Annotated in this window: 22 protein-coding genes and 3 pseudogenes; 4 read left to right on the forward strand and 21 right to left on the reverse strand. The window is 37.1% G+C overall.

Annotated elements, in window-relative coordinates; translation table 11 throughout:
• The 3 genes from BN1206_RS05475 to BN1206_RS05485 all read right to left on the reverse strand — a co-directional run.
• Positions 1-777, reverse strand: a 777-nt coding sequence (locus BN1206_RS05475; RefSeq protein ID WP_197072915.1) for an RsmB/NOP family class I SAM-dependent RNA methyltransferase, incomplete at its 3' end; no start/stop codon positions are given.
• The gene (locus BN1206_RS05480; RefSeq protein ID WP_014565904.1) at positions 752-1735 is read right to left on the reverse strand and encodes an ABC transporter permease; all 984 of its coding nucleotides are present in this window, start codon (positions 1733-1735) and stop codon (positions 752-754) included. The genes BN1206_RS05480 and BN1206_RS05475, both read right to left, overlap by 26 nt.
• A gap of 3 nt (positions 1736-1738) precedes the next feature.
• The gene (locus BN1206_RS05485; protein ID WP_013438060.1) at positions 1739-2482 is read right to left on the reverse strand and encodes a hypothetical protein; all 744 of its coding nucleotides are present in this window, start codon (positions 2480-2482) and stop codon (positions 1739-1741) included.
• A gap of 87 nt (positions 2483-2569) precedes the next feature.
• Here BN1206_RS05485 and lepB point away from each other — a divergent pair, with 87 nt between their 5' ends.
• Both lepB and BN1206_RS05495 read left to right on the forward strand, forming a co-directional pair.
• The gene (gene lepB / locus BN1206_RS05490) at positions 2570-3136 is read left to right on the forward strand and encodes a signal peptidase I (protein WP_014565905.1); all 567 of its coding nucleotides are present in this window, start codon (positions 2570-2572) and stop codon (positions 3134-3136) included.
• Between the two features lie 63 nt (positions 3137-3199).
• A complete protein-coding gene (locus tag BN1206_RS05495; RefSeq protein ID WP_013438062.1) occupies positions 3200-3391 on the forward strand; it encodes an LBP_cg2779 family protein in 192 nt (63 codons plus the stop codon).
• 56 nt (positions 3392-3447) lie between these two features.
• Here the strand turns inward: BN1206_RS05495 and BN1206_RS05500 are convergent.
• The 9 genes and pseudogenes from BN1206_RS05500 to BN1206_RS05540 all read right to left on the reverse strand — a co-directional run bounded on the left by BN1206_RS05500 (position 3448) and on the right by BN1206_RS05540 (position 11287).
• A pseudogene (locus BN1206_RS05500) lies at positions 3448-4604 on the reverse strand (replication-associated recombination protein A).
• A gap of 59 nt (positions 4605-4663) precedes the next feature.
• Positions 4664-5493, reverse strand: a pseudogene (locus tag BN1206_RS05505) (hypothetical protein).
• Positions 5494-5499: 6 nt separating this feature from the next.
• Positions 5500-6342: a hypothetical protein gene (locus BN1206_RS05510; protein WP_052543033.1), complete on the reverse strand. Its 843-nt coding sequence runs from the start codon at positions 6340-6342 to the stop codon at positions 5500-5502.
• Between the two features lie 9 nt (positions 6343-6351).
• On the reverse strand, positions 6352-7188 hold the full coding sequence (locus tag BN1206_RS05515; RefSeq protein ID WP_046432578.1) for a hypothetical protein: 837 nt from the start codon (positions 7186-7188) through the stop codon (positions 6352-6354).
• Positions 7188-7895, reverse strand: a complete 708-nt coding sequence (locus tag BN1206_RS05520) for an ABC transporter ATP-binding protein (RefSeq protein WP_013438066.1) — start codon at positions 7893-7895, stop codon at positions 7188-7190. Before BN1206_RS05520 ends, BN1206_RS05515 begins: the two co-directional genes overlap by 1 nt.
• Positions 7888-8262: a GntR family transcriptional regulator gene (locus BN1206_RS05525; protein WP_013438067.1), complete on the reverse strand. Its 375-nt coding sequence runs from the start codon at positions 8260-8262 to the stop codon at positions 7888-7890. Before BN1206_RS05525 ends, BN1206_RS05520 begins: the two co-directional genes overlap by 8 nt.
• A gap of 284 nt (positions 8263-8546) precedes the next feature.
• Complete coding sequence (gene pepT, locus BN1206_RS05530) at positions 8547-9791, reverse strand: peptidase T (RefSeq protein WP_013438068.1); 1245 nt, start codon at positions 9789-9791, stop codon at positions 8547-8549.
• A gap of 19 nt (positions 9792-9810) precedes the next feature.
• Entirely contained in the window at positions 9811-10608 is a 798-nt protein-coding gene (locus BN1206_RS05535) for a Nif3-like dinuclear metal center hexameric protein (protein ID WP_013438069.1), read from the reverse strand.
• A complete protein-coding gene (locus BN1206_RS05540) occupies positions 10601-11287 on the reverse strand; it encodes a tRNA (adenine(22)-N(1))-methyltransferase (RefSeq protein ID WP_013438070.1) in 687 nt (228 codons plus the stop codon). Before BN1206_RS05540 ends, BN1206_RS05535 begins: the two co-directional genes overlap by 8 nt.
• 102 nt (positions 11288-11389) lie before the next feature.
• Between BN1206_RS05540 and BN1206_RS05545 the strand changes: the two genes are divergently transcribed.
• A complete protein-coding gene (locus tag BN1206_RS05545; protein WP_014565908.1) occupies positions 11390-11830 on the forward strand; it encodes an 8-oxo-dGTP diphosphatase in 441 nt (146 codons plus the stop codon).
• Entirely contained in the window at positions 11831-12499 is a 669-nt protein-coding gene (locus BN1206_RS05550; protein WP_013438072.1) for a M23 family metallopeptidase, read from the forward strand. It begins immediately after the preceding gene.
• Positions 12500-12556: 57 nt separating this feature from the next.
• On the opposite strand, the gene rpoD is transcribed toward BN1206_RS05550, so the two are convergent.
• From rpoD to BN1206_RS05595, 9 genes and pseudogenes are all read right to left on the reverse strand, one after another.
• A complete protein-coding gene (gene rpoD, locus BN1206_RS05555; protein WP_052543034.1) occupies positions 12557-13669 on the reverse strand; it encodes an RNA polymerase sigma factor RpoD in 1113 nt (370 codons plus the stop codon).
• Positions 13670-13684: 15 nt separating this feature from the next.
• Positions 13685-15517: a DNA primase gene (gene dnaG, locus BN1206_RS05560; protein ID WP_013438074.1), complete on the reverse strand. Its 1833-nt coding sequence runs from the start codon at positions 15515-15517 to the stop codon at positions 13685-13687.
• Between the two features lie 27 nt (positions 15518-15544).
• Positions 15545-17608, reverse strand: a complete 2064-nt coding sequence (glyS, locus tag BN1206_RS05565) for a glycine--tRNA ligase subunit beta (RefSeq protein ID WP_052543035.1) — start codon at positions 17606-17608, stop codon at positions 15545-15547.
• Entirely contained in the window at positions 17601-18518 is a 918-nt protein-coding gene (gene glyQ, locus BN1206_RS05570) for a glycine--tRNA ligase subunit alpha (protein ID WP_013438076.1), read from the reverse strand. The genes glyS and glyQ overlap by 8 nt, the downstream gene beginning before the upstream one ends.
• Before the next feature lie 259 nt (positions 18519-18777).
• A complete protein-coding gene (gene recO, locus BN1206_RS05575; RefSeq protein ID WP_013438077.1) occupies positions 18778-19530 on the reverse strand; it encodes a DNA repair protein RecO in 753 nt (250 codons plus the stop codon).
• Positions 19530-20434: pseudogene (gene era, locus BN1206_RS05580) on the reverse strand (GTPase Era). Before era ends, recO begins: the two are co-directional and overlap by 1 nt.
• Positions 20434-20958, reverse strand: a complete 525-nt coding sequence (gene ybeY / locus BN1206_RS05585) for an rRNA maturation RNase YbeY (RefSeq protein ID WP_013642031.1) — start codon at positions 20956-20958, stop codon at positions 20434-20436. The pseudogene era and the gene ybeY overlap by 1 nt, the downstream one beginning before the upstream one ends.
• 2 nt (positions 20959-20960) lie before the next feature.
• A complete protein-coding gene (locus tag BN1206_RS05590) occupies positions 20961-21920 on the reverse strand; it encodes a PhoH family protein (RefSeq protein WP_013438080.1) in 960 nt (319 codons plus the stop codon).
• A gap of 31 nt (positions 21921-21951) precedes the next feature.
• Complete coding sequence (locus tag BN1206_RS05595) at positions 21952-22395, reverse strand: GatB/YqeY domain-containing protein (protein WP_013642032.1); 444 nt, start codon at positions 22393-22395, stop codon at positions 21952-21954.
• Positions 22396-22450 lie beyond the last annotated feature (55 nt).

Consider the following 22450-nt stretch of genomic DNA (forward strand, 5'->3'; position numbering starts at 1 on the left):
ACTAACGCGCTCATCCTTTATTTGACTGTCTAAAATAGTAAAATCATATTCTTGGGTGAGCCAATTTACGATTTTTTCATCTTCTTCTGGTGCAAACGTACAAGTTGAATAAACCAAGCGACCACCTGGTTTAAGCATCTTTACCGCTTCAGCCAAAATCATTCTTTGTCGTTGAGCGCAAGTTAACACATAAGCTTGTGACCAATAATCAATCGCTGCAGGGTTCTTTCTAAACATCCCTTCCCCACTACATGGTGCATCAACTAAGATTACATCAAAGAAATCAGGAAAAGCTGCAGCCAAATTTTCTGGCGTTTCATTTGTGACTAAGGCATTACTAATGCCCCAGCGCTCTACATTTTCACGCAATATTTTGGCTCTAGAAATAGAGATCTCATTAGCAACAAGCAGACCCTTATTTTTTAACTGCTCACCTAAAGCTGTGGTTTTGCCTCCTGGAGCAGCACAAAGATCCAAAACCTTTTCACCTGGTTTAACAGTACTAATTGCGGCAGGAAACATGGCTGCAGGATCTTGAGAATAAACATAACCACTTACCCATTCAGGATCTTCACCACTAATTTCACCGTAGTATGCATGCTTAATTTCGGGCACTGGATTATCTAAACTGTAGGAAATTTGCGTTTTATTTTTTAAAGTATTTACTCTAAAGGCCTTTTTACTGCTCTCATTCATAGCAGTAAACATTTTTTCTGCTTGTTCTGCCCCCAGTAAATCGCGATATTTGTCTTTAAAATCTTTTGGCAGGTTTAACAATTTTTCTATCCTTTCTCGCTAAGCAATAAATTGTCACACAGAATGCGGCAATGAATATCAGCCAACTAACTATCAACGTAATGATAAGAGAACTATATGTAGAATAAAAAGCATGATATCTCAAAAAGATATACGTAAAGATGCCTAAAGCACCCTCTATCATGAATAAACGTACGCTTTGGTTGATTACCCAGTTGCGCAATAACTCTCCGTGCAGATGCGTTAATTTAGCTTGTCGCTTAATTAAAATAGCTAGCAATACATTGCCGCCAATACCAAATAGCTCGGCAACAAGCAACAGCAAAATATAAGGTACAACTGACCAACGATCACGGTGATGCTCTTTAACAAAAGATGGCACGTGCAACTGTGCGTGGTAATGTTTGGCAATTCTGTCTAACACATTAGGTGCACCATCAATTACTATCCGATAATTTCTTAATTGATCCTTGGCAGTTGGTTGATCAATCCCAGTACTTAGGTAATATTTATCCATTTCTACTTGAGGATAATCTTTAAATTCACCAATTACTGAATAGTAATTTTGCCCCAAAACAACATATTTATTGTTTTGCACATTAAGCAAATTAACTTCAGTTGCTGGACCTAAAACTGCAAAAGAAACCTTGCCCTTAAAATCATCTGGAGAAAAGTAGCGTCCTTCTTCTGTCGGCAGACTCTTAACAGTATGATTAGCCCACACTAAAACCTGCTTTTTCTCATAATTGCTATCAAGATGCAGCTGCAATTGATGGTTGGCATAATCTTTATCTAAGTAACGCAAAAATGAACTAATACTTTCTTTGCTATTAGTTCTAAAGTAGCGAGTATTATTTGTTAGTCCGTGTGCTTCTAATAATTCATCCGCATGGCCTGAATCAATATTAGAGAGCATAGTCCCCATACCCAGAAATGCCAATAGCGGGATGAAAAGCAATAAAATCTTTTTAAAATTCATTATTTATCTAATTTCAAATATCTGTTCATCAATAAAATCATAACTCTTAAACGAACGATTTATTTCTGCTAACTCTGGCGTCTTTTTAAACCAGTCGCTTCGCCAAAACTGGGGCGAATTTGTTGCCCCGTCTCGCTCTCCTATAAACAATAAGTAACTTGATTTATTATACGTCCGCCAAGCCTTAACTGTCTTTAAATCGCTTTGACCAAAATTTGGTGACCACGAACACAAAACTAGATCTACATCACGATATTTCTTAATAGCGTCGCTAGCTGCTAAATCTAGCACTTGGTGAAATGGTTCTGAACCAGTTTTAGAGGTCTTAGCCCATTCTAAAGAATCTGTACTAATCACTTCTATGCCAACTTCTTCAAGTGCTTTAGACCAAAAAGCATTTCCAGCCATAATTTCTAAAGCTTTTGTAATACCAAGTTTATCTTTAATTAAACCGGCAGTTTCTAGATTGGCAATAGACCAAATGCCATATTCTAAAGACAGGTACTGACGACAATTATTGAATAGATTATTAATTGCCGTTAAACTGCTTCTTTTGTCTTCACCAATATCTGCTAGAATATCTTCAAATTGATCTGGCAATAACCCCAGCATATTTGGTGCTTGAGGCAAGGGCTTTTGCTTTTTTACATAATTATCAATTTGTCTTATTTCGTTAACCTGACGATGAACAATTTCATTATCTAGTTCTTGATCAAGTTGATTAATTTTCGTTATATATTCTGTCATATCTTTACACCTACTTAATGATTTTAACATTCAAAGCACTAGAAATCAGTTATAATAAAAATAGTAGGTAATACAAGGAGAATTTTTATGGCAGAAAATACCAAAAAGAGAAATGATGACGAGAGCATTGGGCGATTTGTTCTCGACATCATTATTATGTTTGCAATTTTGATGGGAATTTACTACTTTATTTTTAGCTTTTTCCTGTCTAATGAAACTGTCTCTGGCCCGTCGATGCAACCTACTTTTGAAAATGGTGATCGTTTAATTGCGGTACGCCATTTCACTCCTAAGCGAAATGATATCGTAATTTTGAAGGCTCCCGATCAAAAAGGTGCACTTTATATTAAGCGTGTAGTTGGTATGCCTGGTGACATGGTTACCTCAAAAAATGATAAGCTTTATATCAATGGTAAGCGGACACCTGAGCCTTATTTAAACAATAGCTTTGAAAGAAAGGCTCATAAGCTCGGCGAGCTTTATACTAATAACTTCACTTTAAAAGAACGAGTGCCAAAGAATTCGTACTTCGTAATGGGTGATCACAGAGATGTATCTAAAGACTCACGGTACTTTGGTTTTGTTAAACGAAGTGCTCTTGTTGGTCGAGTTGTCTTCCGTTACTGGCCATTCAACCAATGGAAAACATTTTAATTAGCTAAAAATTTTATTTTTACAGACAGTTTAGTTAAAATTGAGGTGTAAGGAGAAATTATTATGAATGAACAACAAGAAGAATTAACAGACGCAATTATTGATTTTCAAGTTAAGCACCATGTAAATGACACTGATTTAGCTTTTGCTAGTCACCTTTCAGTCGAAAAAGTTCATGCTATGAAAACTGGTGAAGGTTCATTCACTGCTGAAGAAGTTAACCAAATTTATGACTACATGTCTGCCAACGCTTAATTAGTTATAGATGTATGAAAAAGCTCCATTTTCGTGTGTGAAATGAAGCTTTTTTCTTATCCATTTTTTTCGTGCCACTTTTTAATTTGCACAATTCTCTTCTTAAAACGAATCTCATTGCCCTGCTCACTTGGATGATAGAATTGACTGTCCTCTAATTCCGGCGACATGGTTTTCATATTAGTCAACTTATCTGGTGCATCTTGAGCATATTGGTAATCCTTGCCATAATTTAAGTCCTTCATCAGTTTAGTTGGTGCATTTCTAATTTGAAGCGGTACAGGTAAATTGCCCGTTCTCTTGATTGCCTTTTCCGCCTCTTGTTGAGCAACATAAACTGAATTCGATTTCGGTGTGCAATCCAGATAAATGACGCATTCTGGCGTTCCGATAAATTTACAAGCTTGAAAAGTATTAATCGCTACGTTCAAACTATTTATATCGGCTAGACCCACATTTTCACTAGCAAATCTGACTAATCGACGCGCAATATATAAAGGATCTTCTCCACCGTCTAACATGCGATTCACCCAGTAAACTGCGGCATCAACATCACTATTACGCATTGATTTGTGCAAGGCCGCGATTAAGCTATAGTGTTCATTACCTTTTTTATCATAGCGTAGAGACTTAGTATTGATTAACTGTTGCAAAATGCTCTCGTCTACAACTACCCTTTTACCTGTCTTCTTACCATTTAAAACGGCATTTTCAAGCGTATTCAGGCTGCTGCGTGCATCCCCATTGCTAAATTCCGTAATCATACGCAGATTTTTATCAGATATTTGGACATCTAATCCAGGAAATCCTGCTGGGTCATTAATAGCATTTTTCAGCAAATGAATAATATCATCAGTTGATAAAGAATGAAGAACGAATACTTTTGCACGGCTGAGCAACGCTGAATTAACCTCAAATGATGGATTTTCAGTCGTTGCCCCAATTAAGGTAATGCTTCCACGTTCGACAAAGGACAAAAAGGCATCTTGTTGTGCCTTATTAAAGCGATGGATTTCATCGATAAAGACAAAATCATCTTTTCACCAAATTGACGGTTCTGTTCCGCTTCTTCCATGATTTGGCAAATGTCTTTAATCGATGAAGTCACGGCACTAAAGGTGATAAAGTGAGCCTTTGTATGTTTAGCAATGATCTCTGCTAGCGGTGTACTCTCATTTTCATTGGCTAAGGAAAAAAGCGATTCTTCCTTCATAATTTTCACCTCGAAACAATTATAACAAGAAAAAAAGCAATCAATTAATGATTGCTCTCTTATCTATTTACAATTTTAGGTTCAATCCATTTTCTAACAAACAAGATATCGCATAGACCAAATACTAAGTCTACTATCAATAAAAGAAGATCATCTAACCAGATTGGATCATATGACTGAAGTACTTTATTAGTATCAACCAAGTTTTGTAAGTGAGAAAGGACGATTAACCAAACATAAACAGCAATAATTACTAAAATCGCCATGATCAAAAGTCTAATCCATAAGGTGCTCTTTACAGGGAGTTCATTAGAAACAATTCTTGAAACAAAGTTGGCAAAACTTACAAAGAAATAAATAAACAAAATAACTAATACTACAAATAGCCAATAGAATTCAAAAGATACATTGATTCCTGGCACATTTGGTGTAAGAGGAGATAAGCCAAATTGACTAAATGCTTCTGCCACACAATTTGGTCCCATAGTAGGAATAAGCAGAAGAATATTTATAACTTGTTGCAATAAGAAGAAAACACCACATGCAATTAAGCTACTGAATACATTAGCTAAATAAGTCTTTCTTTCATCTACAGCAGCTAAGTGCCAAGTTTGACTCATATTGATCTTTTCGTTTTGCCAGCAAGTAACTGCACAAAAAGCAATATCAAAATAAATAGTTAAAGTAGCCATATTATAGCGCCAAAAACTACCTAAATTATGAGTCGGCGTATAAAAGAAAGTTAAATCATAATTACCGGTTCCCCAAGCGAATATTGAAAGAAACGCTATTGTAAACAAGTTAATGACGAAAAGCAAATAAATATATTTATACTTTTCTGTACCCACATTTGTTTGAAAAGATTACCAAAACTAGTCAACTCATTCATCCCCTTCTAACGATTAACTATTTTAGGCTCAACGAATTTCTGAATAAGAAGACAATTAATAATGCCTAGCAAAATTGCGCCAATCCAGTATTCAAGCGCAGAAACTCCAAGAGTATCAACATCAATAGCTCGATGGGCTCTAGCAAATAAATGATTAGTATACATGGTTAACACTTGATCGTTGATTCGCAATGCAATAATCACACCAACAATTACCAAAATAGCCATTACAACTAATCTGACTGCAGTAGTATTTTTCATTGGCAATTGGTCAGCAATGGTTCTAGTCAAAAGATTGGTTAAGCTAACAAAAGCAAAGATAATTAAACACAATCCAACCAGAGTTAATAGTTCTTCAATAAGAGACCAGGCAGACTCAATAAAAGAAATATTTGTACCAAAACTTGTACCAACGAAAGGATTGATATGATGGCTAAAACTGTCAATAGTTACTACGACTAAACCTATTACAATTTGAATAACGAAGATATAAGCACATTCAACTATGCTAGAAACAATATTAATGATCCAAATTTTACTACCAGATGCTGGAATCAATTGCCAAGTCTGACTTAAATTGATTTTTTCATTTTGCCAGCACATTAGGCCTAAAAAGGTAACATCGGCAAAAAATGTAGTAAGTACACCCAGACCCAATATCAAGTCCCAAAGATTGTCACTTCCAACAAATCCGCTAGCAACATTATTAATGGGATTGCCATTGCCTTTAAAAATGACTCCCATTAAGAACATAAATGCCACGGCAAAGGTTTGGATTAACAAAACCAGATTAGCATACCGACGCTTTTGTAAAAACATTTGTTTAAATAAAGCTTTAGTACTTGTCATAGCGGCCTCCTAGTTCTGTTTAGATTCAACGAATTTATTCAAAAGGAAAATATCGATTAAAGTAATAATTACATCAAAGGCCAAAAATTCTAGTACGACTGACCAAACTCCTGTATCACCAGAACCAAAATCAAATGGCGTAAATTGACCAATCACAGAAAATAATGTACTTGATGCATAGACCAAAAGCCAGACAATCATGATCACTATGATTAATCTAACAAAGAACATCAAGGCTTTACTTGAACCATTAGGCAAAAAATCCATAATGCTTCTGCTGCTTAAATTAATCAAGCTAACAATGGCGTACCAAGCATAGCCTAATAAGATTACTAGTAATAATCCGCCGAGTAGTTGGTCCCAGGTCTGAGCACTAATATCAAAGTTGCTTCTTTGAAGAGCTTCTTTAATTTCTTTACTTGATAAAAGCAAAGGTAGCGACATTACTACAGCAGTTACAAACTCTAAAATACCAAGCCAAATGTATGAAAGAAAAGCTGTACCAAAGTTGCTTAATAAAAATTTGGTATCACTGATTGGAATTAAACGCCAAGTTTGACTACGGTTAATTCTTTCGTTTTTTACGGAAGAAACAATCCAATAAACGAAATCCGCCACAAATGATGTCATTAGCATCATTACTGCAAACATGAATAAGAATTCTACCACCGGGTTAATTGTTTCCCGTGCACTTCCCACTACTATTTCTTGAGCATGACCTCCAGCAGAGACCATCATCATGATCGTGAAGCACAAACTAGCAAAGGCCTGGATTAAGTAAATTAAATAAACTGACTTGCTTTTTTCTTGAAACATTCTGTTGAACAATGTATTAAAACTAGTCATTATTCATCATCCTCATCTGCATAAAAGCTCTCGTAGTATTCTTCAATTGACTTGTGGTTTTGTCTGATATCGTCTGCTGATTTATGCTCTAAAACTGTATTATCCTTAACGATGACTACTTCATCAAGCAATGATGAAATCTCATTGACAAAGTGATCAGAGACTAAAATAGTAGAATTTTCGTCTTTCCACAAAATAATTGAATTGATGATCTTCTTGCGGGCCATTGCATCAATGCCGCCAAACGGTTCATCAAGCAGATATAAATCTGCCTTACGTGCAAAAGTCAAAGCAATGATTAGCTTTTCACGCATACCACGAGACAATTGACTAAGTTTCATCTCAGGATCTAACTTCATGAATTTGCGTAATTCATCAAATTCATTTTCATCAAAATCTTGAAAGATTGTAGCATAAAAGCGAACAATTTGCGCAATCTTAGTTGAATCACTGAAACCTGTTAAGCCATCAGTAAAAGATAATTTAGCCTTTCTTTCAGCTTCTTTAGTTGCACCAGCTAAATCAATCTGTCCCTTATAATTCTTGGCCACTCCAGCGATAATACGCATTAAAGTTGTTTTACCTGCCCCATTTTCACCTAATAAGGCCACGATTTTGCCTGACGTTAAAGTTAGATCAACATCTTTTAAAATTGTTTTTTGATTTTTCTTGTAAGTTAAATCTTTAATAATTAATAAATCACTCATTATGATTCTCACTATCTTTCAAGTACTCTGTTAGTGTTGAGACTAATTTATCCTTTTTAACACCTAATTTTTCCATATTTTGTACAAATTCATCTAACTCATTGTTGATGAGAGATTGCTTTGTTTTAGAAAGCAATTCCGTATCTTCAGTAACAAAATTACCCTCGCCACGCTTGGTATAAAGAATGCCTTGTGTGTTCATTTCCTGTAAAGCACGTTGAACAGTATTGACATTAACAGTCAATTCCAATGCCAACTTTCTAACCGATGGAATCTTCTCACCGGCCTTCATCTTACCTAAAGCAATTTGACGATATAAATATTGCTCAATTTGAAGATAAATAGGAATATTATCCTTAAATTCCATTAACTCACCTTCTACATATACTGTATTATTTATCTATTACACTAATAATACTACTAACTTTATACTCAATTTTCAAGTATTATTTTTATCCTGTTTCACATTTTTATAAAATTAAAATCCAAAACAAAAAATAGCCAATATTGCTGATCTAACAACAATATTGGCATATTTTTTGTCAATTATAATACTAGTGAATAACTTGTTATGCTTTAAATAAGCATAAGTTTTGCATAATCATAGCTATTTAAAAGTATATATTTTTATAGCAGTTATTTAAATTTGTTTCACTGCTTTGCTCTTTCAGCATTTAATTCAGCCATTTTGATCATAACATCAACAGCCTTGTACATTGATTCAAGAACAGTATATTCGTAGCGACCATGCATGTTTTCTTCACCTGCAAAAATGTTAGGACAAGGAAGACCCATGTAAGTCAATTGTGAACCATCTGTACCACCACGAACTGGATCTTCGTTGATTTCAAGACCTTCAGCCTTATATGCATCCCTAGCCAAATCAACAATATCCATGTGCTTCTTCAATTCATCAGCCATGTTGTAGTATTGGTCCCACATCTTCAACTTAATGCGTTCAGTACCAAATTCAGCGTTCATCTTGTCAACGATTGATTTAACCAAATTCTTACGTTCTTCAAGACCATCACGTTCAAAGTCACGGATGATGTAATCAAGGTGTGCATTATCAACAGTACCGTTGAAGCTCATCAAGTGGAAGAAACCTTCTCGACCATCAGTATGTTCTGGACGATCATGTTCTGGCAATTGATTATGGAAATCAATTCCTACCTGAACAGCATTAATCATTTGACCTTTAGCTACAGCTGGGTGAACGTTAACCCCTTGAATATCAAGACTAAATTGCGCTGCTGAGAAAGTACCCCAGTCAAGTTTACCAGGTGCTTCACCATCAACAGTAAAGGCAAAATCTGCACCGAAGTCTTTGACATCAAAGTGTTCTGCACCAGTACCGATTTCTTCATCAGGAGTGAAGGCTAAACGAATCTTACCGTGTTTTACTTCTGGATGGTTCATCAAGTATTCCGCAAAAGTCATTAATTCAGAAACACCACATTTGTCGTCCCCACCAAGCAAGGTATCACCTGAAGCAGTGATGATAGTTTGACCCTTGTAGTTCTTCAAGTGTGGGAAAACCTTTGGATCAAGATAAAATTCCGAATCGCCTAATTGAATCTTGCTTTCACCATCATAATTTTCATGAATTTGTGGCTTAACATTTTCTGAATTGAAGTCAGCTGTATCACTGTGTGCTAAAAAGCCCATTACAGGTACGTCGTAATCAACGTTTGAAGGAATTTCAGCAATTACGCTACCAGCTTTTTGATTATAGTGAACGTCACTAAGACCTAATTCTTCAAGGTCTTTCATAATGACATTCTTTTGGAAGTTTTCTTCTCTTTCAGTTGAAGGAAAACGATCTGAATGTTCATCTGAACGTGAATTTACTTTTACATATTTTAAAAATCTTGGCAACAAGTTTGGGTATTCCATTTATTCTATCCTCTTTCTATTAAAATAAATCTTGAAATGGATTTGTTGAAACTTCAGAAAGCTCAACGCCAACATTCCAATTATTCTCTTCGTTCCATTTCTTGAGACGATCATATACCTTATATTTAAACAATTTTTCAGTATAATGACCAGGATCAACTACTGTTAAACCGGATGAAATCATATCATGACCGACGTGATAATAAACGTCACCTGTAATAAAGGCATCCAAATTATCATCTAAAGCTTTAGTCCAGTATTTACCACCATCACCACAGATAAAGCCGACAGTGGAAATTTGTTTGTCGTTATCCGCAGTAATCAATCTGGCCATCTTGATCTTCATTTTGTCTTTAACATAATAAGCAAAATCATAAGCTGACATCGTCTTAGGTAGTTTACCCTTTCGTCCCATTGCAATGCCATCATCATCTAAGCAAAATGGTTCAACATCTTTTAAGCCTAATTCTTCAGCTTGCCAATCAGCTGAGCCATTTTGTGCCTTATCAGAATTTGTGTGAATTGAATAAACGGTAATGCCATTTTTGATAATCTCGCCATACATTGCATTTTGTGCGTTGGCAAAATCTAAATTACGTGCAGGTCTAAACATTACAGGGTGATGGCTGACAATAAAGTTAACACCCTTTTTTACAGCTTCTTCGACAACTTGAGGACGCACATCCAAAGTCGTCATTACCTTAGTAACATCGGCATCGATTGAACCGATTTGCATCCCCACAGGATCGCCTTTAGAAGCAATGTCCTCTGGAAAATCTTGTCTTAAACGTTCAACAATCTCTTTGACTTTAGTCATCGCTTAGCTCCTCCTTAATCAACTGAATATTATGTTCAATCTCATTAATACGGTCTTCGTCTTTATTTCGCGCCTTGTTCAAATTCTTTAGCAATTTTTCATTGTAAGCCAATTGCCCTTGCCATTTTTGATAAAATACGGGGTTCTTTTCACGTACAATGAATGGACCAAAGAAAATATCTTTTTCGGTTAAATCATGTTTATTAGCTGTCAAACGTGCCTTAATTAATTCATAGGTGTGGCCGGCTTCTGCTATCAACTTTTCTGCTACAATTTCATAATTGTGCATCATTAACCAATTACGCACGCCAGCTTCACCGATATTAGGTTCAAGCACTAAATTTTTAAATTGAAAGTCTTTACTCCAAGCCGTATCCAAAATATCAACCATCAATTTTCCACCCATACCAGCGATTACTACAGTATCTACTTGGTCTTGATGAGTAATAGTTTCTAGTCCATTGCCTAAACGCGTTTCAATTTGATCGCTTAATCCAGCTTCCGCAATATCGTTTTTAGCATTTTCAAGCGGTCCTTCAGCAACATCACTTGCAATCGCATATTTTATTTTTCCTGATCTAACTAATTCAATTGGCAAATAAGCATGGTCAGTACCAATATCGGCAACTTTACTGTCGGGATCGACCATTTTTGCCAGCGTATTTAATCTTAAGTTCATTTAATCCTCCATAAAGAGTATGTTTAATCAAATTTTAGCATATTTAGTAGTTGTTTTTAGTCATGTTTTGCTATAATCGTACAAAGAAAGTGGGTTTTTGCATTGAAAAGAACTGAGACAGTAACTTTAACTAACATGTGCATGATCAAAAATGGAGATAAAATTCTAGTTTTGGACCGCAACGATCCAGTTTGGCCAGGCCTTACCTTCCCTGGTGGTCACGTTGAACCACATGAGTCTTTTAATGATTCTGTTGTTCGAGAAATCAAAGAAGAAACCGGACTGACCATTTCTCATCCCCAACTTGTTGGAGTAAAGCAGTTCTATGATAAAAATCATGAACGCTATTTAGTCTTTTTCTATGTTGCCGATGAATTTAAGGGGACAGTCAAGGCATCAGACGAAGGGACTTTAACTTGGATGACTAAAGAAGAGCTGCAGCAACATAAGCTAGCTTATAATTTTGATCATGATTTACCTGTATTTTTCGATCCTAATGTTAGTGAACATATGCTTGATGGAAAACGAGATGAACTTTTTTAGATGAAAAAAACAGAAAGCAAAGTATCGCTTTTTATTGCATTAATTGCAATTATTATTTTTGCTTCGGTACCGCTTTGGCACATTGATTTAAATGCCAATAGACCTCAGACTCAAGTCGTAAAAAAGAAAAAGCCTAAAAAGAAGAAAAAAGTAGTTCATAAGGTTACCTGGGGTTATCCTTTTAAACGCCTTTACGAAAAGAAAATAAAATTTAAATCAGGCCAAAAATTCGGTGAAACTGACGTAATTAGACGTTACTACCCTACTAAAAGTTACTTCCACGATGGTTACGACTTCGGCTTCAGCGAAGTAGGACACTCTACTGTTTATGCTGTGCATGCTGGGACAGTTCATAAAGTTAAGTATGCTCCAGGCCTTGGCTTATATGTTTGGGTGATTTCTGATGATGGCTATGTAGAAATCTATCAAGAAGGTTTTCTCAGCATCACAGATATTTACGTAAAGAAGGGCCAAAAGATTAAGTTAGGCCAAAAGATCGGTCGCTTAACCGGTTCTCACATCCACTTAGGAATAACTAAGACAGACAAGAAATACATTGATAAACATGGTGTACCATGTCGCTACTACTGGAAAGACAATGGTACTTGGCTCAACCCAATGAAGATCATTGAAGATGATATCGCTAAAGGAAAAGTCAGCAAACAATAAAGCAAATCAAAAAAGACGTTAAGCACTTGCTTAACGTCTTTTTCATAGATCTAGATATTAATCCATAAAGTCACGCAATTGATTTGAACGACTTGGGTGACGAAGCTTTCTTAAAGCCTTAGCTTCAATCTGACGAATACGTTCACGAGTTACGCCAAATACCTTACCTACTTCTTCCAAAGTATGAGTACGGCCATCATCAAGACCAAAACGCAAACGTAAAACATTTTCTTCACGGTCAGTTAAAGTTTCAAGTACTTGTTCAAGTTGTTCCTTTAACATTTCGTATGAAGCATGTTGTTCTGGACTAGTTGCATCCTTATCCTCAATGAAGTCACCTAAGTGTGAATCATCCTCTTCACCAATAGGAGTTTCAAGAGAAACTGGTTCTTGAGCGATCTTAAGAATATCACGAACCTTATTGGTTGGCATATTCATTTCAGCACCAATTTCTTCTGGAGTTGGTTCACGACCTAAGTCTTGTAACAATTGACGTTGAATTCTAATCAACTTGTTGATCGTTTCAACCATGTGGACAGGAATTCTGATAGTACGTGCTTGGTCGGCAATAGCACGGGTAATAGCCTGTCTAATCCACCAAGTTGCATAAGTAGAGAACTTAAAGCCAAGACGATAATCGAACTTGTCAACGGCCTTCATCAGACCCATGTTACCTTCTTGAATCAAGTCAAGGAATGACATACCACGACCAACATAACGCTTAGCGATAGAAACAACCAAACGAAGGTTAGCTTCAGCTAATTCTTGCTTTGCTTCTTCATCGCCAGCTTCAATTCTCTTGGCAAGAGCGATTTCTTGGTCTGCAGTAAGAAGTGGCACACGTCCGATTTCCTTCAAATACATCCGTACTGGGTCATTCATTCGAACGCTTGAAGGTGCTGACATATCCTTTAATTCAGCCTTTTCAACATCCTTTTGCTTCTTTAAGGCTAACTTTGAAGGATCGCCATTTTCATCAACAATACTGATACCATTATCTTCAAACTCTTGTACAAGTTGGTCAACAGCCTTGCCTTGCAAATTATAAGGCTTAATCAGACGAGCAGTGAAGTCCTTTTCAGTAATTGTCTTTTCCTTCTTAACGTCCTTAACGACTTGCTTTACCACCTTGTCCAAAGATGGTTTTTGTGTAGTTTCTCTTTCTGCCACTAAAAAGCCTCCTTATTAACCTAAGACCCTTTTCAACTCAATAATCTTTTGAGTAAGTCTCAAACATTCGTCTCGATCTTGTTTGCGCATTGCATCCTGTAATTGATTGTTAAGCTCATTCAGCCGGGAATAAATGTTGCGCTTTTGAAGCGATTGGACATACTCATTAATCTCTTGAATTGTAAAATCTTTTGGCATGTTTGCCATTTCAGCATCTACTATTATACCTTGAAGTTGCTCAGGAATAAAATCTAAGAAACCATCAATTTGCGGATTATCGTGTGTTTCTTTGTATTTAATCCATAATTGTGCTAATTCTTCAAAGTCTTTATCTGGAAAATGGAAATTTCCCTCCTGTAGATATTTTTGTGCCTGCTGTGAATGAATAAATAAGTATAATAATCTAACTTGCCTTGGGTGTCGTTGCCCTGCTGTTTGTTGGATCGTAGCAGTCTCTGCTGATTCAAAAGAAGGCTGCATCTCATCCGTGCTAGGAGTCGGAGCAGAATAATTAGACTGCTGACGCATATGACTTTTAGCACGATTATTTCTACGTAATTCTCTAGCTAAATTTGCTTTTAACGAAGCAGATGACACCTGTGCGTTGCGTGCAAGCTGTTCAATATACATGTCCCGTTCAACCGGGTTTCTAACTTGCGCGATCTCTTTGACTGCTTCATCCAAATAAGTAATCTTTTCTCGATCATTGTTAAGATTGTACTTTTTAGCCAATCTTTCAAGGAAAAATTCAGTTGGAGTCTTAGCACCATTTACCTCATTTTGGTATTTTTCGGCGCCATATTTTTTAACATACTCATCCGGATCCAGATTATCGGGCAAAACAACGATTCCTAGGTTGAAATTGCCTGCCTTGTTAAACATTCTTGCGGCACGTTCTTCCGCATGAATACCAGGTGGATCTCCATCGTAGTTGATAATAATATTAGTGGTTACCCGCCGTAACAAATAAATTTGATCATCTGTCAAACTAGTACCCATCGAAGCAATGCCTGAGCTAATGCCTGCCTTGTAAGCAGCTATTACATCCATGTATCCTTCGTAAAGAATAAGGTGCTGCTCACTTCTTGCTGCTTTCTTTGCTTCCGCAAAGTGAAACAGAACTTTAGACTTGGTAAAGATACTTGTCTCAGGACTGTTCATATATTTAGCTTCAGTTTTATCGTCAGAGATTCTCCGCCCTGAAAAGCCAATCGTTCGACCATTTTCATTATCCAAAGGAAACATTAGTCGATCACGAAAACGGTCAAATAAGCGTCCATCTTTGCTTTCGACAAATAAGCCACTTTTTTGCAGCTCATCATCTTGATAGCCTTTGCCACGCAGATAAGTAATCAGAACATTATCTTCTTTGGGAGCATAACCAATATTAAAATGATCTAACACCTTTTGATCCAGTTGCCGCTTTTGAGCATACTGCATCCCTCTTTCACCAGCTTTAGTGGTAAGCAATACACGGTGATAAAATTCTGCTGCATCCTTATGCATCCGCATAAGTGGATTCATCTTGCTTCCATCATTATTGCCATATCCTTGTGGCATCGCGATATGAGCAAATTCTGCAACCCGCTCTACGCTTTCTGGGAAAGTCAGATTATCCTTATACATTAAGAATTTAAAAACGTTGCCGCCTTTACCACAGCCAAAACATTTGAAGAACTGTTTTTCTTCATTAACCGTAAAAGAAGGTGTTTTTTCTTGATGAAAAGGGCAAAGACCAATATAGTCTTTGCCTTTCTTTTCAAGTGACACGTATTGGCTGATGATATCTACAATATTAACGTTACTGCGGACCTCATTGATGAATTCTTCTGGAATCCGTCCAGCCATATGAATCACCTTTTCTATCTATTTTTATTATTTAATGACTAACTTACTCAAGTCACCTAAACGATCAGCTAATTCACTAACAGCAAATAATTGTGCTAAACGGTTGTTCTTAACCTTTTCATCCTTAGCCATGATCATATTAGCATCGAAGTATTGGTCAATAACTGGTTGAAGTTGAACGAAGCCTTGGTAAAGGTCAGCCAAACTTTCAACCTTTTGCAAGTTTTCAACACCAGCATAAAGTTCTTTTTCACTGTTGTCGTCGAATAAGCTTTCATCGATTTCAACATTACCCTTGAACTTAGCTTTCTTCAAGATGTTGTCAATTCTAGTCAAACTTTCAACTACTGGCTTAAATTCTTCATCATCGTGGTGAAGTTGCAATACATTAGCAGCTGCCAAAATTTGACTTGGGTCTTGTTGACTTGATGCAAGGACAGCATCAACGATATCGTACTTGAAGTTGTTCTTTTGCAAGTATTGCTTTACACGATCACGAATAAAGTCAGCGATTTCTTGGTCTGCATCACCCTTAGGAAGTTTAGCTGGGGTTACACCATTAAGCATGTTAATGATTTCTGGCAATACTTCGTTAAATGGAAGTGACCACTTTTCGTTAAGCAAAATTCTAACAATACCGTAAGCGTAACGACGAAGTGCGTATGGGTCGTTTGATGAAGTAGGAATCATACCTGCACCGAAGAAGGTTACGATAGTATCAATCTTATCTGCAATAGACAAAAGTGAACCTACAGTAGTTTCTGGAAGTGGACCTTCAGCAGTTGCTGGCATGTAGTGTTCCTTAATAGCTACAGAAACTTCTTCGTCTTCACCTGCAAGACGAGCATAGTGCATACCCATGACACCTTGAAGTTCAGCGAATTCCCCTACCATTTGAGTTACTAAGTCGAACTTGTAAAGTTCACTAGCACGGTCGAAGTCCTTTACTACGTCTTCTGGTAAGTCCCAACGCTTAGCAAGATAATCACCAATCATGCGTACACGTTGCATCTTTTCAGCCATTGAACCAATCTTGTCGTGGAATGAAACATTCTTAAGACGATCAACAAAGTGGCTAAGTGGGTATTTACGGTCTTCATCGTAGAAGAATTGAGCATCGTCCAAACGAGCTACCAATACCTTTTCGTTACCTGAAATAACGTTATCTAAGTAATCCTTGTTACCGTTTCTTACAGCGATAAAGTGGTTAATTAACTTGCCATTTTCGTCGTAAACTTCAAAGTATCTTTGGTTATCCTTCATTGAAGTAATTAATACTTCGTCTGGGATGTTTAAGTACTTTTCATCAAATGAACCAGCAAAAACAGTTGGGTATTCAACTAAGTAGGTAACTTCTTCAAGAAGATCACGATCAGGTTTTACTTGCCAATGATTTTCCTTAACCAATTCATTCATTTGGTTAACGATCATATCTTTACGCTCTTCAGCGTTAGCAATTACGTATTGATCCTTCAATGCATCTTCATAGTCATCTGCATTAGCCAATACTACTGAATCACCTAAGAAACGGTGACCTTGAGTCTTACGGCCAGCAGTAATATCCAAGATCTTAACTGGAACTACGTCACTACCAAATAATGATACAAGCCAGTGGATTGGACGAACGAATTCAAAGTCGTTTGAATCCCATCTCATCTTGGTTGGGAAGGTCATAGCCTTGATGATATCACTCATACCAAGCAAAATATCAGTAGCCTTTTTACCTTCTTTTTGAACGTGAACATAAGCGTATTCAGTACCCTTAAGTTCTTCAAAGTAGATGTCATCAGTAGTCATACCTTGGCCACGAGCAAAACCTTGTGCAGCCTTAGTCCAGTTACCATCAGCATCTTGAGCAATCTTCTTAGCAGGACCTTTTTTTACCTCATCAATATCGTCTTGCTTTTCAGCTAAGTCTTCAACCAAGATAGTCAAACGACGTGGTGTAGCAAAAGTCTTGATGTCCTTAAACTTAAGACCGTTTTCTTTCAAAAACTTTCTAGTTCTGTCAGCCAATTGCTTTACGCTGCGTGGTACAACATGGGCTGGCATTTCTTCAGTACCGATTTCAAATAAATAATCTTTAGCCATTTTCTACCCCAGCTTTCTTGTCTTCTGCGCTCTTAAGCAATGGGAAGCCACGCTTTTCACGTTCTTCGACAAACTTAACAGCTACTTCATGAGCCAAGTTTCTAATTCTTGATAAGTATCCAGCACGTTCAGTTACTGAAACAGCACCACGAGCATCAAGCAAGTTGAAAGTATGTGAACACTTCAAAATGTAGTCATATGCTGGGTGTACAAGGTTTTGACCAAGAAGACGCTTAGCAGTTGCTTCATAAATATCGAAGAACTTAAGAAGTTGATCTTGATCTGATTCTTCAAAGGCATACTTAGAATGTTCATATTCTGGTTGCTTAAAGATATCACGGTAAAGAACACCGTTACCCCATTCAAGGTCAAAGACTGAGTTTACGTCTTGAATGTATGATGCAAGTCTTTCAACACCGTAAGTGATTTCACTCATAGTTGGCTTAACGTCTAATTCACCAACTACTTGGAAGTATGTAAATTGACTAACTTCCATACCGTCAAGCCATACTTCCCAACCAACACCGGCACAACCCATTGATGGGTTAGCCCAGTTGTCTTCTACGAAACGAATATCGTGTTCCAAAGGATCGATGCCTAAAACCTTCAAACTGTCCAAGTAGTATTGTTGAATATCCTTTGGGGCTGGCTTGATAACAACTTGGAATTGGTGATGTTGGAATAACCGGTTAGGGTTTTCACCATAACGACCATCTGCAGGTCTTCTTGAAGGCTCTACATAACAAGCTGCCCATGGTTCAGGACCAACTGCACGAAGAAAAGTGTAAGGACTCATCGTACCTGCACCTTTTTCAACATCGTAAGAAGGCATAATCATACAACCTTTGGAGGACCAGAATTGTTCCAGCTTAAAGATCATATTTTGAATGTTTAATTTCTTATCTGCCATTTTCCTTAATTCTCCTCCTGCGCTAGGCCATAAAAAAAGCCTATGCAAAATTTTGCATAGGGACGAAATATATCGCGGTTCCACCCTAATTCAGGAAGTGTTCTTCCTGCACTTAATTGAGCTTTGACTAGAGGGGCCTTTTCCTAGGTACCCTTACACCAAACGGTACTCGCTTAACTAGTACTTTTCTAATCCTCATCATCGCCAAACACGTACATATTTTAACACATGAACTAGGTTTAAACCAGATATTTACTAACTAAAAAAGTTTTAATTCATCTAAGAATTTTTTGGTCTTTAAGTTTAAATCAATCGTCTCACGATAGATGCGATCGATTGCTTTTCTAGTAGCCTTTTTAGTTTCTTCATTAATTGTAATTGTTCCAAGACGATCAGTAGGCAAAAGGCCGATTGTTCTCAAAACGGCAGTTTCCTTTGGCTTTAAATGCATGCAACTATTTACTACTCCAAAATGGTCACTGCAAATAACCCCACCTAGTTTAATTGAATAATCGAAAATGCCTTTTTCTTTACCGCAAATTACACAATGTCTTAGTTCAGGTTCAACGCCATAAGCACTGAGCATTTTCATTTGCACAATTTGCGTGATCATCTCGCAATCAACGCCTTCATTAATCTTTTTCAGGGCAAAAAGAGCCAAGTCATAATACTTGCCAATTGGCTGATATTCGACAAAAGCATGATCAATTAAGTCAAAAATAAAAGAAGCATAAGCATTCTTCGTCAGGTCTTGGTATAACCCATCGAATTGCTTTACTTCTTTATACGTGCGTAGATTGCTCAAACCATGTCCGCTGGTATAAATGACATAAGTACCCATTGAAAAATTCAGCGTCGCAGCACTTAAACGTGACTTTGGCCGCAAAGCTCCCTTCACAATTAAGGTAATTATTCCATCTTGCTTAGTCATGATTTTTGCTAATAAATCTGCTTCTTTATATTTTTGTCTTTTGAAAATAATACCCTGAACTTCTTTAAGTTCGCGTACCATTAACTAAGTTCCTTCTTATCATAACCAATTTGTTTTAAGAAGCTTGGATCTGAGCGCCAGTTGTGTTGGACCTTAACCCAGAGACGCAAATTGACTTTTTCTCCAAGCAAATCTTCGATTTCCTTACGAGAATTAATACCTATTTGCTTGAGCATCTTACCACCTTTACCTATGATAATGCCCTTTTGTCCATCTCTTTCAACATAAATGGTTGCTTCAATCACCAACTTGCCATTTTGATGCTTATTCATTTGATCAACGGCAACCGCGGTAGCGTGCGGTACTTCTTGTGAAGTAAGTCGTAAGATCTGTTCACGAATAAGTTCAGCGACGACAAAATATTCAGGCCGATCTGTGATCTGGTCAGCACTATAATATTGTGGTCCTTCTGGCAAGTACTTGTTAAGCGTAGCTAATAAGTCTTCAATACCAATGCCTTGAGTAGCAGAAATCGGTAGTATTTCTTTAAAGCCCTCTAGCTTATGGTATGAATCCATAATTGGCAACAACTTGTTAGGGTGAATTTGATCAACCTTATTGATTACTAAAAATACGGGAACTTTTACTTCCTTAAGCAAATCAGCAATGTATTGATCACCTTTACCAATTTTCTCAGGTTCTACCATGAATAAAACTAAATCTACATCATTTAAACTAGAAAGACTAGCTTTATCCATATAGTCGTCAAGTTTTGAATGAGGCTTAAAGATACCTGTGTATCTACAAAGATGATTTGCATATCATCGGAAGTATAAATGCCTGAGATACGATTTCTCGTGGTCTGAGGCTTATTAGAAGTAATCGCCACTTTTTGGCCAACTAAGTAATTCATCAAAGTTGACTTACCGACATTTGGTCGACCAACTAAGGCAACAAAGCCAGACTTAAACTTTTTTTCTTCCATTATTTACCTCTGCCTTCATCTAATTGATCTGGATATAGTGGTAAGCCGTAGTCTTCAAGCACCTTTCCTTGAATGCCAAACATTTCTTTAGCTTCATCAGGCTTGATATGATCATAGCCATTCAAGTGCAAGAAGCCGTGAACTACAGTATAACCAAATTCTCGGTCAAACCCAGTGCCATATTCCTTGCTATGACGTTTGATGACACTTGGACACATAAACAAATCCCCGATATCTTCTTGAAAATCAGGATCATCCTCAAAGGCAGCTAAGTCAATTGAATCCTCACCATCTTCAATTGCAAAAGAAATGACATCTGTTGGACGATCTTTATCACGATACTTCAAGTTAATTTCGTGACTACGATCTTCGTCAACAAAGTTAATACTCATTTCTAAGTTATTATCTTTGCCAATTTCTTTTTTAGCTAAAAGCAAAAGCTTCATAATCCAGTCTTGCCAGTCGCGTTTTTTATCATCTAAAAAACCAACTTCATCATTATAGGTAATATCAATTGGATCCATTTTTAGTGTTTAGCGTCCTCTTTTTCATAAGCAGTAATAATTTTGGCAACTACAGGGTGACGAACAACATCCTGTGCAGAAAAGTTGATGAATTTGATTTGGTCGATGTTCTTCAAAATTCGTCTAGCATCGATTAAACCGCTATGCTGTCGTCCCGGCAAATCGACTTGAGTCATATCTCCGTTTACGACCATCTTGGAGTTAAAACCAAGACGTGTCAAAAACATCTTCATTTGTGCATCAGTAGTGTTTTGGGCTTCATCAAGAATTACAAACGCGTCATCAAGCGTACGTCCACGCATATAAGCAAGTGGAGCCACTTCAATTACGCCACGTTCCATTAAGCGGTCAGTAGTATTAGTACCAAGAATAGCGTACAAAGAATCGTAAATTGGTCTCAAATATGGATCAACTTTTTCCTTCAAGTCGCCAGGCAAAAATCCAAGTGATTCACCAGCTTCAACGGCTGGTCTAGTCAAAATTATTCTGGAAACTTCGCCCTTTTTGAATGCAGCAATTGCACAAACAACTGCCAAGAAAGTCTTACCAGTCCCAGCTGGCCCTATTCCAAAGATAACATCGGATTTATCAATGGCCTCGACATAACGCTTTTGACCCATATTTTTCACCCTGACCGGTCTACCTTTAGCATCCCGAATCAAGACTTTCTTATACAGATCCGCAAAGTACTCTGTGGTACCCTTGTCGGCCATCTTCATCGCACTAACCGTATCGGGCGCGCCAACGTTAACGCCGGTATTCACGACACTGTCAAGTGCCTTTAAAACAGCGACGGCTTTCTTTACGTTTGCCTCATCATCCCCTGCAATAACAATGTCATTGCCAGTATCGGTAACGGACAAATCATAGCCTTCAGAAAGAAGCTTCAGATTTCCATCATTAACTCCAACTAATTTTTGAATATTCTCTGCTTTTTGAGGTGTAAAAGTTGTTTGAGCCAAAAAGACCCGCTCCTTCTTGTTACTACTAAACTTAGTTTAGTTGATCACGAACTGCTTGAGACGCAGCCTTACCATCGGCACGTCCCTTGATCTTGGGCATTAAGGCTTTCATAACCTTACCAAAATCAGACTTGCCTTTGGCACCAACTTCATCAATCGTTTCCTTAACAGCAGATTCCAACTCGTCCTTGCTCATTTGTTTAGGCAAGTACTTTTCAACTACTGCTAATTCTTTCTTAGTTTCTTCCACTAAATCATCACGCTTAGCTTTAGCAAACTCTTCGATTGATTCTTCTCTTTGTTTCTTTTCGCGATTAAGAACAGTTAATTCTTCGTCTGCATTCAAATCATGTCCCAACTTGATCTTTTCATTCATCAAAGCAGATTTGATCATGCGGACAGTATCAAGAGTTGTCTTATCGTGATTTTTCATGGCTGTTTTCATATCAGTCATGATCTTATCTGACAAACTCAATTTATAATTCCTTCTTTCTATTAAAACCCAATAATATTATAGCAAACTATAAACA

It is taken from the genome of Lactobacillus sp. OTU4228 (genome assembly GCF_001006945.1).
In the GTDB taxonomy this organism is placed as follows: Bacteria; Bacillota; Bacilli; order Lactobacillales; family Lactobacillaceae; genus Lactobacillus; species Lactobacillus amylovorus.